13 protein-coding genes are annotated in these 16734 nt (G+C 48.1%); 6 read left to right on the forward strand and 7 right to left on the reverse strand.

The genetic code is table 11. The features are described 5' to 3' along the window. Positions 1-2202: a photosystem I core protein PsaB gene (gene psaB, locus I1H34_RS23545; RefSeq protein WP_212663319.1), complete on the forward strand. Its 2202-nt coding sequence runs from the start codon at positions 1-3 to the stop codon at positions 2200-2202. Between the two features lie 235 nt (positions 2203-2437). Here psaB and I1H34_RS23550 read toward each other — a convergent pair whose 3' ends face one another. The 3 genes from I1H34_RS23550 to I1H34_RS23560 form a co-directional block, all read right to left on the reverse strand. Then, positions 2438-2731: a hypothetical protein gene (locus tag I1H34_RS23550; RefSeq protein ID WP_212663320.1), complete on the reverse strand. Its 294-nt coding sequence runs from the start codon at positions 2729-2731 to the stop codon at positions 2438-2440. Positions 2732-2736: 5 nt separating this feature from the next. Beyond that, positions 2737-3213: a DM13 domain-containing protein gene (locus I1H34_RS23555; protein ID WP_212663321.1), complete on the reverse strand. Its 477-nt coding sequence runs from the start codon at positions 3211-3213 to the stop codon at positions 2737-2739. 92 nt (positions 3214-3305) lie between these two features. Continuing rightward, on the reverse strand, positions 3306-4778 hold the full coding sequence (locus tag I1H34_RS23560; protein WP_212663322.1) for a DEAD/DEAH box helicase: 1473 nt from the start codon (positions 4776-4778) through the stop codon (positions 3306-3308). A 161-nt stretch (positions 4779-4939) separates the two neighbouring features. Between I1H34_RS23560 and I1H34_RS23565 the strand changes: the two genes are divergently transcribed. Both I1H34_RS23565 and I1H34_RS23570 read left to right on the forward strand, forming a co-directional pair. Then, on the forward strand, positions 4940-5608 hold the full coding sequence (locus tag I1H34_RS23565; RefSeq protein ID WP_212663323.1) for a Mo-dependent nitrogenase C-terminal domain-containing protein: 669 nt from the start codon (positions 4940-4942) through the stop codon (positions 5606-5608). 88 nt (positions 5609-5696) lie between these two features. Continuing rightward, positions 5697-6806, forward strand: a complete 1110-nt coding sequence (locus I1H34_RS23570; RefSeq protein ID WP_212663324.1) for an S-(hydroxymethyl)glutathione dehydrogenase/class III alcohol dehydrogenase — start codon at positions 5697-5699, stop codon at positions 6804-6806. A gap of 4 nt (positions 6807-6810) precedes the next feature. Here I1H34_RS23570 and I1H34_RS23575 read toward each other — a convergent pair whose 3' ends face one another. Both I1H34_RS23575 and I1H34_RS23580 read right to left on the reverse strand, forming a co-directional pair. Next, positions 6811-8151 (reverse strand): TldD/PmbA family protein, encoded by a 1341-nt coding sequence (locus tag I1H34_RS23575; protein WP_212663325.1) that lies wholly within the window; start codon positions 8149-8151, stop codon positions 6811-6813. An 80-nt stretch (positions 8152-8231) separates the two neighbouring features. Next, positions 8232-9701: a TldD/PmbA family protein gene (locus I1H34_RS23580; protein ID WP_212663326.1), complete on the reverse strand. Its 1470-nt coding sequence runs from the start codon at positions 9699-9701 to the stop codon at positions 8232-8234. A gap of 439 nt (positions 9702-10140) precedes the next feature. Here I1H34_RS23580 and I1H34_RS23585 point away from each other — a divergent pair, with 439 nt between their 5' ends. Together I1H34_RS23585 and I1H34_RS23590 are read left to right on the forward strand one after the other, a co-directional pair. Then, the gene (locus tag I1H34_RS23585) at positions 10141-12168 is read left to right on the forward strand and encodes a GspE/PulE family protein (RefSeq protein WP_212663327.1); all 2028 of its coding nucleotides are present in this window, start codon (positions 10141-10143) and stop codon (positions 12166-12168) included. Positions 12169-12212: 44 nt separating this feature from the next. Next, the gene (locus I1H34_RS23590) at positions 12213-13388 is read left to right on the forward strand and encodes a glycosyltransferase family 4 protein (protein ID WP_212663328.1); all 1176 of its coding nucleotides are present in this window, start codon (positions 12213-12215) and stop codon (positions 13386-13388) included. 101 nt (positions 13389-13489) lie between these two features. On the opposite strand, the gene I1H34_RS23595 is transcribed toward I1H34_RS23590, so the two are convergent. Both I1H34_RS23595 and I1H34_RS23600 read right to left on the reverse strand, forming a co-directional pair. After that, a complete protein-coding gene (locus I1H34_RS23595; protein ID WP_212663329.1) occupies positions 13490-14107 on the reverse strand; it encodes a 50S ribosomal protein L25/general stress protein Ctc in 618 nt (205 codons plus the stop codon). Between the two features lie 368 nt (positions 14108-14475). Then, positions 14476-15651, reverse strand: coding sequence for a glycosyltransferase family 4 protein (locus I1H34_RS23600; protein WP_212663330.1), 1176 nt, complete (start codon positions 15649-15651; stop codon positions 14476-14478). A gap of 82 nt (positions 15652-15733) precedes the next feature. Between I1H34_RS23600 and I1H34_RS23605 the strand changes: the two genes are divergently transcribed. Further along, on the forward strand, positions 15734-16651 hold the full coding sequence (locus tag I1H34_RS23605; protein ID WP_212663331.1) for a hypothetical protein: 918 nt from the start codon (positions 15734-15736) through the stop codon (positions 16649-16651). The last annotated feature ends 83 nt before the right edge of the window (positions 16652-16734 follow it).

The raw sequence follows: 16734 nt of genomic DNA on the forward strand, positions 1-16734 counted from the left end.
ATGGCTACTAAATTTCCAAGTTTTAGCCAAGACCTTGCCCAAGATCCAACAACTCGTCGGATCTGGTACGGAATTGCTACGGTTCATGACTTTGAAACTCATGACGGAATGACGGAAGAAAATCTTTACCAAAAGATTTTCGCAACTCACTTCGGTCATCTTTCTATCATTTTCCTCTGGACTGCAGGTCTGCTTTTCCACGTCGCCTGGCAAGGCAACTTTGAACAGTGGATCCAAGATCCACTAACCGTTCGTCCCATCGCCCACGCGATTTGGGACCCTCATCTGGGTGATGCTGCAACTCAGGCTTTCACTCAAGCTGGTGCTTCTGGCCCAGTTGATCTTTGTTACTCCGGTGTTTACCACTGGTGGTACACCATTGGTATGCGTACCAATGGAGATCTCTACAGTGGCTCCATCTTCTTGATGGTTGTCGCTGCAGTCATGCTATTTGCAGGTTGGCTTCACCTACAACCCAAATTTCGACCTAGCTTAGCTTGGTTTAGAGATGCTGAATCCCAAATGAACCACCACTTGGCAGTTCTTTTTGGTGCTAGCTCTTTGGGTTGGACAGGTCACTTGATTCACGTTGCTATTCCCGAAGCTCGGGGTCAGCACGTGGGTTGGGATAACTTCCTGTCAACCATGCCTCACCCTGCTGGTTTAGCGCCTTTCTTCACCGGTCGTTGGGCAGTATATGCTCAAAACCCTGATACAACTGGTCATCTTTTTGGTACCAGTGAAGGTGCAGGAACCGCTATTCTCACATTTGTGGGTGGCTTCCATCCTCAAACTGAAGCTCTGTGGCTAACAGATATTGCCCACCATCATTTGGCAATCGCTGTTCTCTACATTGTTGCGGGTCATATGTACCGAACTCAGTTTGGTATCGGCCACAGCATGAAAGAGATCATGGATGCTCATAGAGATCCTTGGTATGGTGCAACTCTTGAAGGTCTGTATGACACTTACAACGAGTCACTCCACTTCCAGCTAGCCTTCCACTTGGCTGCGTTAGGAGTCATCACTGAGGTTGTTGCTCAGCACATGTACTCGTTGCCGTCTTATGCGTTTATCTCGCAAGACTATGTGACTCAGGCTGCGCTATACACTCACCACCAATACATCGGTGGATTCCTAGCTCTAGGTGCTTATGCACACGGTGGCATCTTCTTCGTTCGGGATTATGATCCTGAGCGCAACAAAGGAAATGCTCTTTCCAGACTGCTTGAGCACAAAGAAGCTATTATTTCCCACTTGTCTTGGGTATCAATGTTCTTGGGTTTCCATACTCTAGACTTGTATGTCCATAACGACGTGGTTGTTGCTTTCGGCACACCTGAGAAGCAAATTCTACCTGAGCCTATTTTTGCTGAATGGGTACAAGCATGTCACGGCAAGCTTCTATTGGGTCTAGACAATTTATTGTCTAATCCTCAGAGTATTGCTTCTACTGCCTGGCCTAATTACGGAGATGTATGGCTCCCCGGCTGGCTGGATGCTGTGAATGGTTCTGGTACGCCGTTCTTGAATATCGGCCCTGGAGACTTTCTAGTCCACCATGGTATTGCTTTCAGTATTCATGTAACCGTCTTGATTTGTGTTAAAGGCTGCTTAGATGCCCGTGGCTCTAAGCTTATGCCCGACAAGAAAGACTTTGGATACAGCTTTCCTTGTGATGGTCCTGGTAGAGGCGGCACTTGCGATATTTCCGCTTGGGACTCCTTCTACTTGGCTACATTCTGGATGCTCAACACCATTGGTTGGGTGACCTTCTACTTCAACTGGAAACAGTTAAGTGTTTGGTCCGGCAACCTAGCTCAGTTCAATAATGACTCAACCTACCTAATGGGATGGCTGAGAGATTATCTCTGGGGTTATTCTGCTCAATTGATTAATGGTTATACACCTTTCGGTGTGAATAGCCTGTCGGTCTGGGCATGGATCTTCCTCTTAGGTCACCTGTGCTGGGCTACTGGCTTCTTGTTCTTGATCTCCTGGAGAGGTTACTGGCAAGAGCTGATTGAGACTCTCGTTTGGGCTCACCAGCGTACTCCCCTCGCCAACTTGGTGATGTGGAAAGACAAGCCTGTTGCTCTATCTATCGTTCAAGGTCGCTTAGTTGGCTTAGTTCACTTTGCGGTCGGCTATTTTGTTACCTACGGTGCTTTTGTGATTGGTGCGACAGCTCCTCTCGGCTAAAGACCAGCTAGCATAGCTACGATAAGTAGATTAATCCCCCCTCAACCTAGCGTTGAGGGGGGATTTTAATTGAGAGAAAATTCACAATACTAACTGGGGCTAATGTCAGCCCCACTAAAGGCAACTGTTTGAATTGTTAATAACAGCAGATGCCAGCTACAAAATTTGGTAGGAAAGAAACCGGGCGAATTCCCTAAACGCACAAATATCCACGGCATTGAAAGAGCCAGCTGGACTACTCGGTAGATTGAGCCGAATCTTTTGACACACCAAAACTAGCAATGGCTAACCCAGCAATCAGAAAGTCGAGAACTGCTGAGCCCAATAAACCAACGATTGATTGTAAGGCTGTATATTTTTCTGTGTAAATATAAAGGCCAATGTTGGCGACTCCAAATAGGAACCAAGTCAACCAACTCACGCCTTGCGTTGACCGATCTTTAAAGATGGTGGTCAATTGAATGATAGTAGCAGCGGGAATAATAACGGCGGGTAGCCATCCAGCTAATTTGATAAGGGTGGGTGACATAAAGGTTATCCCTGGCTTTGCTGATCGGTTAATGGGGCATAGCCAAACGTAACATTAAATTTCTTACACCAAATCGCAACAGACTGATACTTGGCGAGATCTACATCTGCAGGGATCTCATACTGTTGTAAGCCTTGAGTATTCTGTAGTTTACTGACCACCTTATAGTCGTCTGGATTATAAGTTTCTGGCTTCGCATCCTGGTGTAACAATACAAATAAATCAGGACCTTGATCAGTTTTAAAGGCTTGATCAAATTCAAGCAAAGTCTTGCCATCACTGGAGATGAGGGTAGCGCTTCCCTTGGTATCATGATCCGATCCAACAAAGTCTCCTTGGGCCAAAGTTTTGCCCGTTGCAGATTTGCTTAAAGCAGGCTGAGAGGCTGTTTGATCTGCTAATGGCTCAGAGTCTGGACCGCCTGAGCATGACATCAGCAGTAGGCCAACCCATAGAACCTGACCCAAATATTTCAATCTCATCTGCTACTTTCCCGCAACACTTTGTCGTGCCTATAGTCTCATAGGAAGCAAGGCAAAGAAAAAGCTTAAGTCATGGGCTAGGAAAGCACACATCAATGCTCAGAAGATTGAGACCCATCTGATTTCTTCTCCGCAGCCCGAGGGATTGGGACATCATTGGTCGCATATGGCTTGGGAACTACAGATAATTGAGGTTTGCTTTTCTTAGGTTGCCGACGACGCGCAGTATTTTCTTCACTGGTATTCTCCGCAATCACCTCATACAGTAAAGCCAATTTATCTGGATCTTTGCCTTTGCGTAGCACTCGCCCCAAGCGCTGCACATATTCTCGGGTTGAACCTGTTCCTGAGAGGACAATGGCAATACTCGCTTCTGGAACGTCTACCCCTTCATTGAGGACGCGAGAAGCAATTAGAGTGGGGTAATCACCGGAGCGAAACCGTTGCAAAATATCATGGCGCTCTTTGACAGGGGTTTTATGGGTAATGGCTGGGATTAAAAAATCTTGGGAAACTCGATAGACTGTAGCATTATCGTCGGTAAAAATCAGCGTTTGTTCAGGATGGTGCTGGGCTAAGAGATCAGCGAGGATGCGGAGTTTGCCTTCAGTACCGAATGCGATCGCACGGGCCTGACGATGGGCCAACATAGCTCTCCGCCCTGCTTTGGAGCGAGCACTCTCCCGCACAAACTGCTGCCAACCTTTTAAGCTTCCCAGAAAAATATGGGCAGATTGAAGAAACTGGTTGCGAGTTTGAATCAGCTCATCGTATCGTTCTCGTTCTTGGGCAGAAAGCTTGACCTGAATTTGGACCGTTCTATGTTTGGCTAAGGCGACACCAGACAGCTCTTCTGCAGAACGGCGATAGACCGTGGGGCCAATCAGGCTATCTAAATCTTCATGCTTACCATCACTCCGCTCTGGGGTTGCCGTGAGTCCCAACCGATAAGGGGCAATGGCATATTCAGCAATCACCCGATTAAAGCTACTAGGTAAATGGTGGCATTCATCGAAAACGAGTAGACCATAGCGATTGCCCAAATTTTCAGCTTGGATAGCGGCACTGTCGTAAGTGGAAATGAGTATTGGGGTACGATCTCGTGAACCACCGCCTAACAAGCCGATCTCCGCATCGGGGAAAGCGGCAACCAAATGGGCATACCACTGATGCATTAAATCCAGCGTCGGGACGGTGATTAAAGTACTGCGTTGAGTAGCCTGAATCACAAGCTGAGCTAAATAGGTTTTACCCGCTGCTGTCGGTAAGACAACGACCCCTCGACGTTCCTGCTGCCAAGCATCTAGAGCCTCCTGCTGATGACGATAGGGCTCCATTTGTAGACTAGGAGTCAGCTCCAAAGTCTCGTAGGATTTAGCTTGATCTACCAGACGTGGATCGGTGATTTGTGTAGCCGTCAGCAAGGATCGGTACTCAATTGCTGGCACCCGAAACCGTTCCACGCGATCATCCCAGGTCGCGAAATCCAGCCAATCTTTGCCCTTCGGCGGGGGATGCAAAATTAACGTGCCGCGATCGTAGGTTAAGGTTGGCTTACGCGCCATGGAAAAATGCCTAAGTGAGCTGTTCTAAGATCTAGTGCCCCCATTCAAACTTACCAGGAGAGCATCAGGAACAGCGAGCATCCTTTGTGCGCAAAGGTTACAATCAGTGAGCAGCGGCACTTTCCACTGAATCATTTGGTGACCTACTTCTGGGAAACGTTATGACAACTAGCTCACAATCTACTTTCACAGCGGATCAGACCTCTACTTGGCTCCGAGGCCTGATGACCATTGCCTGGTCTGATGGCAAGTTTGATCCTCAGGAACAGTCACTGATTGAGGAAGTAGTGGCAAATGAACTGACGCCGGACCTAGAGAACGATTCCTTTAAGCCCATTTCCCCAGAAGAGCTGGCCGATGGCTTAGGCGATAATCCCAAAGTTGCAGAAAACTTTTTGCGGACTGCAGTGATGGTGGCCCTTGCCGATGGGGTGTATTCCAGTTCTGAAGACCAAGTCCTGGAAACCTTTGCCCAGGCTCTACGAGTCCAGCTCACGGCCGTTGACTCTCTACGCCTCACCTTAGATGGCGAAGCCATAGGTGGCGCACCGAAACCCACTGAAAAGCAACCTCGCGATCCCCTCAAGCCTGTTCGCCAATGGCTGGATGGTTTGGATATTCAAGACCCCGAAGTGGCCCGGTTCCTGTGCAAAATGATTCCTTCCCAATGCCCATTTGAACGGGATATCACCTTATTTGGCAAGAAGGTGGTCCATATTCCCCCCATGTGCAAACTCAACCCCCTCTATGAACAGCTCGTAGGCTTGCGGTTTAAGGCCCTGTCTTATCTTGCTGATGACTGTAAAGAAGATGTCTCGTCCTACATCTAATCGGTCTTGGTAAAACTTGTAAACCTGTTGATCGACTGAATCTGAGAGCGCGTATAGTAAAAAGCGCGTACCCCTTAGGAGATCTGAGATGAAGGTCAAAGCAGCGGTGGCCCATGCAGCCGGACAGCCCCTCACCATTGAGACAGTAGATTTAGAAGGCCCCAAAGCTGGGGAAGTCTTGGTAGAGATAAAGGCTACAGGGGTTTGCCATACAGATGCTTATACCTTGTCTGGTGCTGATCCAGAAGGCTTGTTCCCTGCCATCTTGGGCCATGAAGGAGCAGGAATCGTCGCAGAAGTCGGACCTGACGTTAAATCTCTCAAGCCTGGTGATCATGTCATTCCGCTGTATGTGCCGGAGTGCCGAGCTTGCGAATATTGCTTGAGCGGCAAGACCAACTTATGTCAGGCCATTCGTTCAACCCAAGGCAAAGGGGTAATGCCGAATGGCTCTAGTCGCTTTTCCCTGGGTAGTGACAAGTTATTTCACTATATGGGTACCTCCACCTTTGCCAACTATACGGTGGTGCCTGAAATTTCTCTGGCCAAAATTCGTGAAGATGCCCCCTTTGATAAGGTCTGTTTGATTGGTTGTGGGGTAACAACAGGCATCGGAGCGGTCATCAATACAGCCAAAGTGGAGCCGGGGGCCAACGTGGTTGTCTTTGGTTTAGGGGGCATTGGTCTGAACGTGATTCAAGCTGCTCGTCTAGTGGGAGCCAATATGATTGTTGGGGTCGATCTCAATCCCGCCAAGCGGCCCCTAGCGGAAAAATTGGGCATGACCCATTTCGTTAATCCCAAAGAGGTGGAAGGAGATTTAGTCCCCTATCTCGTCGAGCTAACGAAAGGCGGGGCTGACTATAGCTTTGAATGTATTGGCAACATCGAGGTAATGCGCCAAGCTCTGGAATGCTGCCATAAGGGTTGGGGAGAAAGCATCATTATTGGGGTTGCAGGTGCGGGCCAAGAAATTAGCACCCGTCCCTTTCAACTTGTGACGGGACGGGTCTGGAAAGGTACGGCCTTTGGGGGCGCAAAAGGACGCACCGATGTCCCTAAGATTGTCGATTGGTATATGGATGGCAAAATCGATATTGATTCCCTGGTCACCCACACTATGCCTCTAGACCAAATCAACACTGCTTTTGACTTGATGCATAAAGGGGAATCAATTCGGAGCGTGATTAGTTTTTAACTGCCTATTCACCTGTAATAGATAACTCATCCACCCAGATTCTGGGGCAGATGCCACCAGGTGTGAGTTCTGCCTCAGATTCGATATAGATAATCGATTTGAGCAGTTCTCGGAAGTCTCCGGCAACAGTGGCAGATTCAACACTGACCCGCTTCCCATTGGTAACCAGCCAGCCATCAAAAGGCAGAGAGAAAGAGCCTTGAAGCGCTTTTACCCCAGCATGAAGGGCTTGAACATCATCAATAAAGACTACATTTTCGGCGGTTTCTAAGCTGTAGGTTTGCTCAGGTGTACTGGTAGAAAACACATGGTAGAAATGAGGTCCCACAGAGACCTTTGCCCCTAGATTGGCATGACCCGTGGGCTGAGCATCGAGACGTTTAGCCGTGCCTGAACTATGGAGGAAATTCGTGAGCACCCCTTGATCGATAATGGGAATTCGTCGGGTGGGGGTTCCTTCATCATCAAAGGTGGTTTTACCCACGTTGTCAGCGTGGAGGGCATCATCGGCAACGGAGAGCAGGGATGATGCAATTTCTGTGCCTAAGGATTCAACCGTGGATAGGCTGCGATTGTCGAGCACGCTTTGAGCATTGAACAGGTTAGAGAAAGCACCCAGCAAACTGAGAAAAGCTTCAGCAGATAAGACAACGCGATATTTCCCAGAGGTAATCGGCTGATAGTTGAGGTGACTGATAGTCTTTTCTGCGGTTTCTTGCAGACAACCTTTAATGTCGAGCTGCTTGAGGCCTTGACTCACCCGGTAAGCACCCGCGCTACGGGGACGTCTGCCTTCCTGTTCAGTTTTGCTATAGAGATAAATCGAACTGGAAGAACGGGCCTCTTGCCGCATGGCACCCTCACTGTTGAGGTAGAACCGTTGGGCATCTCGCTGGGCTAAGCCATTGTAAGGAACACCTGCGATCGCATCATGGGCTGCCATCAACTTAGCTTCCGTCTGCACTAGGTTATCAATCAGAGTAGCGATTTCCGCTTGGGGCACCAGTTTAGATTGAGGTGCCTCTAGGTCTGAAGTCGCTTCTGGGCTGAAATCAGGCACATGCTCTTTCGCACCAAAGGCACTGGCTTCTTGGGCTGTTTTGAGCGCCAATTCTAGTCCCAGTTCATCGACTTCGCTTGTGGTGGTGACCCCCACGGTATTGGCTTCATTCCAAACTCGAACCATGACGCTAGAACGCTTGGAGGCTTTGACCTGTTTGGGTTCGCCTTGGTCAACTTGAACGCTGGCTTCATCCACCGTAGACCCACAGACATCAAATTTTTGGATGCCTAGGGATTGGGCTTTTTCTTTTGCGATCGCAGCGATGGTAGCAACATCAGACACGCTAACGGGTTCTCCTATTTTTTAGGTGTATTATTCTTGAATTTTTAGGTGCAATCTCTTAAGAGGTCTGTAGTGATGCTTTAGCGACCACCCACCGTAATCTCATCCACCTTGATATGGGGTTGTCCCACCGTGACGTAAATACTGCCACTAATGGAACCGCAGAATCCTGCCGCTAAGCCCAAATCCTGGGAAGACATGGAAATTCGCTTCATAATTTCCTTGGCTTCCCCAATCAAAGTTGCGCCCTTGAGCGGCTTGGTGATTTTGCCATTCTCAATCAGATAGGCTTCATCCACACCAAAGTTAAACTCTCCAGTCGGACCGACGCTGCCGCCGCCCATCTTTTTGCAATAAATGCCCTTTTCTACCGAGTTAAATAAATCATCATTGGTGAAATTACCCGGGGCAATATAGGTATTTCGCATGCGGCTCGCTGCAGCATGGGTATAGCTCTGCCGACGACCACTGCCAGTGCGAGGGTGGCCCGTACGGATACAGCCCGCTCGGTCAGATAGGAAGTTTTTGAGGATGCCATTCTCAATCAGTAGAGTGCGCTGCACTGGCATACCTTCATCGTCCATATCAATGGAACCAAAGGCATTGGGAGATAAACCTTCATCCCAGGCCGTCAGGTTCTCATGGGCGATTTTTTGACCTTTCATATCCGAGAAAGGGCTCGTCTGGCGCTCAATTTGGGTTGTCTCTAACAAATGACCACAAGCTTCATGGAAGATCACCCCGCCAAACTCATTAGCCATAATGATCGGGTAATTACCAGACTCCACATAGTCTGCATGAAGCATTTGGCCTGCAGATTCTGAAACTTCTGCTGAATCTCCTGCATATTGCCAAGAACGGAGAAAGTTGGGATTATTGGTGGCACCGACTCGCTTATTAATGGAAGCGCGGTCACTCCCTTCGGCACAGAGCAAACTATAGCCCACAGATTGGGTCAAACGAATATCACGAGCAAACACCCCATCACTGGCGGCAACTAGCACCTCTTGCCAATCTCGGAAGTAGGTGGCTCGGCGAGATTGGACATGCTTCGCATCTTTATCCAATTGGGCATTAGCAGTCAGCAAAATATCGCCCATTTCCTGCATGGAGCTACAGTTGGCAAGCCAAGCCTCTTTGCCATTAGTAGAGGCATAGTCCCGCAGCAGATCTAAATTAATTTCAGGGACAAACGCCTGAGGACTGGGTAGGTTTAACCCCAAAATGGAGAGGGCTTTTTCTAAGGCCGATTTCAGGCCCTTAAAACTCATATCATTGGTGCTGACGTAGCAATCCCCCTTGCCCAAAAATACGCGTACGCCCGCTCCCGCAACCAGTCGAGGAGAGATGCTAGTGATGGCATCTTCTTCTGCGAGACAACTAATGTAGTTGACCCGCTCTAGGAAAAACTCCACAAAGTCGGCTCCAGCAGCTCGGCCTAACCCCAATAGCGTGGACAAAGGCGATCGCCAGGTATCGTCAAAGCGATCGCGCGTTGCAGAATAATCTAGGGTCGGCAGTTCTCGGGAAAGCAGCGCAGTTGGAGACATAAATGGAGTGATCCAAATTGATTGCAAATGGGCAAAAATGACTCAGCTAATCTGATGGGAAGGGCTGATGTAGTAAGTGTAACAAAATCAGCTAATGCCTTCAGACCCAGCTCAAATCCGTGTAGATATATTTCCTGAGCTCAAAAATTATTCTTTCAATCCCACTCGATTGAAACAAGGATAAAATCCATCCATACCAACAAAAATCATCAAAATTTTGTAAATGCTGCTGATTTACCCAAGAACAGTGCGAGGAGAGGTATTGATTGTCCTGGGAGCAAAATTTCTACGATTGTTTCGGCCAGTATATATATGGTATTGATAGGTCACGACTGATTCAGTCTGCATTAGCCTTGGATTTTCCCCATAACCCAAAGTATTTGGGAATACACCGTTTTTTTATCTGCACATTTAATTAACTTTATAGATTTTTATAGTCATGGAGAATAACTCATCCAAGCGGGAACTGCTCGTTAGAAACAATTTTTCTCCTTCAAACGAAAAATTAATCAAGAGTGGCTATGTAGATCAAGCACGCTTGCGAGAAGCGATTTATGAAAGTCGGCGAAAGGGACGCTCGCTACTAGCGATTCTCCAGAAGATGACGGGGAAACCTTTGCCTCCCCGGCTTCTCCGTCAGATTAAGCGTCAGCAGCTATTTGAACTCAAAATTCTCTATGGGCTGGATTGCCTCGATCCTGAGCTCACCCAGGTTGACTTTGACGAAATTGATCGACTGATTCGCACGGTCATCCCCCTCGACTATTGTCGTCGCTATCAGATTTTGCCCCTAGCCTGCAATGATGATGTCGATCCACCTGTTGTCCGGCTGGGGATGGTCAACCCAGATCACCTCAGTGCCATTGATGATGTTGACTATTTGCTGCGCTCCAATGGAATGACCTTTCAGCGGGTTGTTCTGGATTTGGATACCTTTCAAATGCTGATTGCCAAATTCTTAGACGCTCAAGCCAAACGTCAGGCAACCATCCAAGAAAATCTGCCCGTCGAATACGGACTGGAAGATGATCTAGATCGCCTAGGAGGAATTGAAGATCTATCTACCAATGATGCAGATATCAATCTCGATGAGGCCCTTCTAGATGAGAATGCGGCACCCGTCATTTCTTTGGTCAATAAGATATTGGCAAAAGCGTTGCAAAACGACATTTCTGATATTCATATTGAGCCGCAAGAAGACAATTTGCGCGTTCGCTTTCGTAAAGACGGCCTACTGCACAATGCTTTTGCACCCCTACCACGTCGCATTGCTCCCGCGTTAGTCTCTCGTTTCAAGATCATCGCTAACCTAGATATTGCGGAACGGCGTTTACCCCAAGATGGCCGGATTCTTCGGTTATTTCAAGGCCGCAAAGTTGACTTTCGAGTCAGCACCTTACCCAGCCGCTATGGCGAGAAGGTGGTTTTGCGGATTTTAGACAACTCTGCCATGCAGTTGGGTCTCAACAACCTAATTGACGATGAAGCCAGCCTTGAGATTGTACGGGAAATGGTAGCTCGCCCGTTTGGGTTGATTTTGGTTACAGGCCCCACCGGTTCTGGTAAAACGACGACTCTATATTCAGCCTTGACTGAGCGTAATACGCCTGAGGTGAATATCAGTACCGTTGAAGATCCCATTGAATATACCCTGCAGGGAATTACCCAAGTTCAAGTCCTGCGGGAAAAAGGCATGGACTTCGCATCCATTCTGCGGGCCTTTCTGCGACAAGACCCGGATGTCCTACTTGTGGGTGAGACTCGGGACAAGGAAACTGCAAAAACGGCGATTGAGGCAGCGTTAACTGGTCACTTGGTGTTAACGACCTTGCACACCAACGATGCAGCCAGCGCCATTGTGCGTTTGGCAGAGATGGATGTGGAACCGTTTATGGTCTCGGCGTCCTTATTGGGTGTGGTTGCCCAGCGACTGGTTCGTCGCCTTTGTCCAGACTGTCGGATTCCCTATCGTCCTTCCCCAGAAAAGCTGGCTCAGTTCGGGTTAATGGCTTCCGCCAAAACGGAGGTCACCTTTTACAAAGCAAATACCTCCACGTCAGACGATATTTTGGCAACGGCAAACACCGAAGACGCTTGCCCCACCTGTGCTGGCATTGGTTACTCCGGGCGATGCGGGGTCTATGAAGTCATGCAGGTAACTGAAAAGTTAAAGGGACTAATTACCGAAGGAGCCCCGACAGAGCACATCAAAGAAGTAGCTGTCGAAGAAGGGATGCAAACCTTGCTAGCCTACAGCCTGAATCTGGTTGAAAAAGGCGCAACGTCCCTAGAAGAGGTAGAACGAGTCACCTTCTCCGATAGTGGATTGAAAACAGAGCTAAAAGCGAAGCGCAAGACCGCACTGAACTGTCTGGTTTGCAATGCAGGGCTCTTACCGGAGTGGTTGGACTGTCCTTACTGCCTGACGCCCAGATTTGCAGAGCATAATCCTGCCAATCAACTCTAAACCGTCTTGCTCTAAAGGGATCGGGTTATGGCAAGCTGTGAACTATGAGCTTGCCCCATTTGCTATTCCTAACTGAACGTTTCCCCCCAGATATAGGAGGTGTATCCCGCAGTGCAGGACGGATTGTTGCATCTCTGCAAAGCTTAGGCATCACCGTAGATGTGGTGACCTGGAGTCGTTATCTCCAGCCGGGTGAGGTGAGTGCAGAGCAGATGGGTTTGGGCAAGGTCTATCGGCTGGGGTTATATCGCCATTGGGATGCCACGATGCCCCATACTCTCAATATTTTGGAGGGTCTGCACCAGGCTTCCCCGTTTCAGGCCGTATGGGGACATTATTTATTCCCTGCCGGTTTTTTAGGGGTGTGGTTTGGCCGACAACATCAAATACCAACGATTGTCAGTGCGCGGGGGAATGACATTGATCGAGAATTGTTTCCTCCCGGAGACTTTGCTCGCTTGCAGTGGACGCTCACCCATGCCTCGACTCTCACCGCAGTCAGCCAAGATATGGCCCACAAGATGCAGCTGGTTTGCGATGGCCTGCGACCGGCCTGCGGCAATCGCACTAACATAACCGTTCTTCCCAACACCCTCGATTGCGAGGTTTTTCATCCCCTGCCCGGTGGCGAACTGAAAGACCTGCGCCACACCTTAGGCATTGCCGACCAGGAAATCGTTTTGGGTTTTTCGGGAGAGCTGAGAGAAAAGAAAGGTCAGCGATTTTTATTGCAGGCGCTCACTCAGATTCGAGCACAGCGTCCAGCCTGTCTATTGATTATTGGCGAGCTGCGTTCTGCTGCCCAGTCGTTGCTACAAACTTTTGCCATCGATCATCCCGATCATGCAGCTCGGGTGATTGTCACAGGCCAGATATCAGAACCTGAGCGAATCGTTCAGCACTTGAATCTCTGTGATGTCTATCTACAGCCCTCTTTATGGGAAGGAATGCCCAATGCTTTACTAGAAGCAATGGCTTGTGAACGCTGCTGCATTGCTAGCGATGCGGGCGGCATCCCAGAGGTAATTGAGTCAGGGCAAACGGGATGGTTGTTGCCGCGATCTCAGCTGCATCGTTTGGACGATGCTATTTTGGACTGTTTGTCATTATCTGCAGAAGAGCGTCAGCAGATGGGACAACGAGCCCGTCAGTTTGTCCAAACGCGCCATGCCTTGATACAAGAAAGAACGCAGTTAGAACAATTGATGCGAGCGCTCTAATGCCTGACTCTTTTTTTTGAAATCTCACCTCACAAGTGGTGGCAGCCCTGTTTTGTGGATAGTCAAACAGGGCTGCCACCACTCGTTTCTAAAGGGAGTTATTACTCGTCTGCAGTGGTAGGTTCGTCTGCAGCACTTGTCTCTTCATCGGAACTAGAAGGACCAGCAGGGGGCAAGATAGACACCACAATGCGATTTTCTTCCCCACTGGAAACGACGCCTTTAGGCAAACTTAGATCCTTGACATGAATTGCATCTCCCACCTTCAGCGCACTAATATCCACTTCAATAAATTCGGGAATGCTCTTTGGATCACATTGCAACTCTAATGAAGTGAGCACTGTATCCAATGAGCCATTTTCGTTCTTAACACCAACAGGCTCGCCATTGAAATGCAATGGGGCTGTAATCGTTACACTATCTTGTCCCGAAATGGCAAAAAAGCTTAGATGGTAGAGATTTCCTTTCCACGGATGAGTTTGAACATCACGAAGAAGAGAGAGGCAGTTGAGAGAGAGCTCAGGAACGTTGACCTTGACTAAGGTATTATTGACCTCCACTGCAGTCAACATTTTTTCTGCCAGCACAGCTGACAGACTCAAGGAGACTGATTCCGCTTTTTTGTGACCATAGAGAACCACGGGAATTTGCCCTTCCCTGCGTAGCTGCCTGGGGTTTATACCACTCTTTCGCGGTTCACACTCAATTGTGAAATCCATAAAAAATCCTTTAGAAGAAACATCTTTGCTGATCGCCTAGCTAACCAAAAGCTAAAGCGCTGGCCCCAGAAACAGGTCTGAAAACTTGGCCATCAAGTGCAAGAGTGTATTAATGAGGACAATAAAGACTCACCAAACTACTAATGAGAGAACAAAATAGCGAACACTGCCTGTGCATAGAAAAGTCTACAACATAGGCTTGCAGTTATTCCATGGCACTGTACTGCTCTCAGGAGTACGTCTTACCCCATCACTATAGCCTCAACAGATACTAAATAGAATGACAAATTATTGTGTTTTGGGCGGCCTAGATTGACCTACGACAGCACGAATGTTCAATAGAAATCTACTAACACTTCCCCATTGCATCAGGGACAGGCTCCGTCTAGACGTTGATAACAATCAATGAGTTTTTGGGTGGAATGCTGCCAAGTGTAGTGGTTCTCAATGTGTAATCGCGCAGCCTGAGACAGCCTCAACCCTAGTTCTGGATTGGCTCTGAGTCGAAGCAATCCATCTTTGATAGCTTTGGCAGATCCGGGACGAACCGCCAGAAAATGGGTATCAGATATCCCTAATGCTTGAACAACTGGGAGATCACTCGTAATTACAGGTGTCCCAGACGCCATCCCCTCTAGAACTTTCAACGGACAACAGCCTTGGACACAGTTGCGATCGTTGGGTTTCAAAGGAGCAAGAATGACATCTGCCTCATGCATCTGCTGACAGAGATCTCGCTGGGAGAGCGGTTTTAGAATGTGCAGGCGCTTGTCTACGCCTAATTTAGTGGCGAGTTTAGTCAGGGATTTTACCTGCTTTGGCTTTGCTGGCCCCACAATCGTCAGAGTAGCTGGAAAGTTTCGACAGTAGAGTCCTAAGGCTTCAATTGCCAAATCCACCCCTTGCCAAGCAGATAAAGTTCCAAAGTACAGTAGACGCAAGCTCTCAGGATCCATCTGTGGGGCTTGATAGGAAAAGAGTTCTAGATTGACGCCGTTGGCAATTACCTGAATTTTGTCTGGGGAGACACCGCGCTGAATTAAATAGTCACGATTGACGGTACTAACGGTAATCACTCGATCGGCTTGCTCTAGGCAAATCTCTTCTTGAGCCATCAGCTTATGCATCAGTTCGCGATCATCAGCCACCCGTGGATAGCGATATTTCAACTCAATAGAAGGTAAGCCATTCACTTCCAGAATCAGGGTCTGACAATACTTTGACTTTTGCTGGGCAATAGGGAATCCTTCATACATCGACCGCACATGAATGACATCAAATCGTTGGCCGACCAACCACTGCTCAAGCTGCTGCCGAAACGTGATCACTCGGTCAATCAATGTCTTACCATGGGCAGGGAAAGCAGTATGAATGACCCCCGGCCATCGTTCTATGGTGGGAGCTATCTCTGGAGTGGGTGAAACACTGACGAATTGGACAGGCCCATGCCATTGGGCTAGGGCTTGGGTAAAAGCAGCAATATGAATCGCTGCTCCTTTGGGGGCAGGGACTACATCGAAGCAAAAATAAGCAAACTCTGGCATGAAAGAGAGATTAGCAATAAATTCAGCTATACCCTATGCTAGGGCTTGATTAAAAGCCATACAGTCTGAAGAGGAATCTCAAATGTCCCTCGATCTTGCAACCTATAGTCGGCAGGCGAAGTATGAGCACATCGGTTTTGCAAGCGATATACAGACTGACTTAGCAGAATTGGCAGACCGAGCACAGGTAGCACATGCTAGAAATCGTCAATATAAGCGCACCACCATCTTTACTTGGGTAATTTTGTTCATCTCATTTATGATGGGCCTCTTAATTCCGCCCATATTTTTGATAGTTCCCATTGCCATTGGAGAACTCCTGGTCTTATGGTTTCTCAAGTCAAAGGAAAAACGGTGGTCAATCCCGAAAGAACGATATGTTTTGGCTTCTGGGCTTATCCAAAAGGTCACACGTGATATGGAGATAGAGCCCTCTCTGCATTTATTTCTAGATGGCTATCCCACCAAAAGTAAACATAAAAAGATTGATACATTGCCGGATCCTAAACGGGCCAAGTGGAAAATCGATCGCTATGCTGATCCTTGGCTGTTGCTTGAAGGTCAATTTCTAGATCAAACCGAATTTACGCTGACTTTGAACGAATTTTACATCGAAAAATATGGCTGGACACGCAACCCGAGAGGCAAGCATAAACACAAGCGCAAAGAAAAGCCGAAAGGACTATCCCTCACCTTAACCCTGCGATTCCAACGCAAAAAATATGGTGCAGTCACTGTGCTAGGGGATTCTTTACAAGCGGCAATTAAACTTCCCAACAACATGGTCAAAGTAAAACGACTCAAAATGAATGATCGCACATTGACTCTTACCCTTAAAGTCCCTCACCATGGCCTGATGGATAATGCTCCTAATCCCCCCTATGGCTTGATCAAGCAATCTAGCGTGGAGTGGCTAGAGCAATTAATTACACAAATGTTTTTGAGTTTGTACCATGTGCTTAATTTGGCTCAAAAGTTATCGAAAGTAACTTCGTCTTAACCAACGCCTGTGCCACTGTGATGTCTTTATTTCTATTCAGAAGACTTCCAAATATCCATAGAGAATATCCAAGCTTCATACCA

It is taken from the genome of Acaryochloris marina S15 (assembly GCF_018336915.1).
GTDB classification, from domain to species: domain Bacteria; phylum Cyanobacteriota; class Cyanobacteriia; order Thermosynechococcales; family Thermosynechococcaceae; genus Acaryochloris; species Acaryochloris marina_A.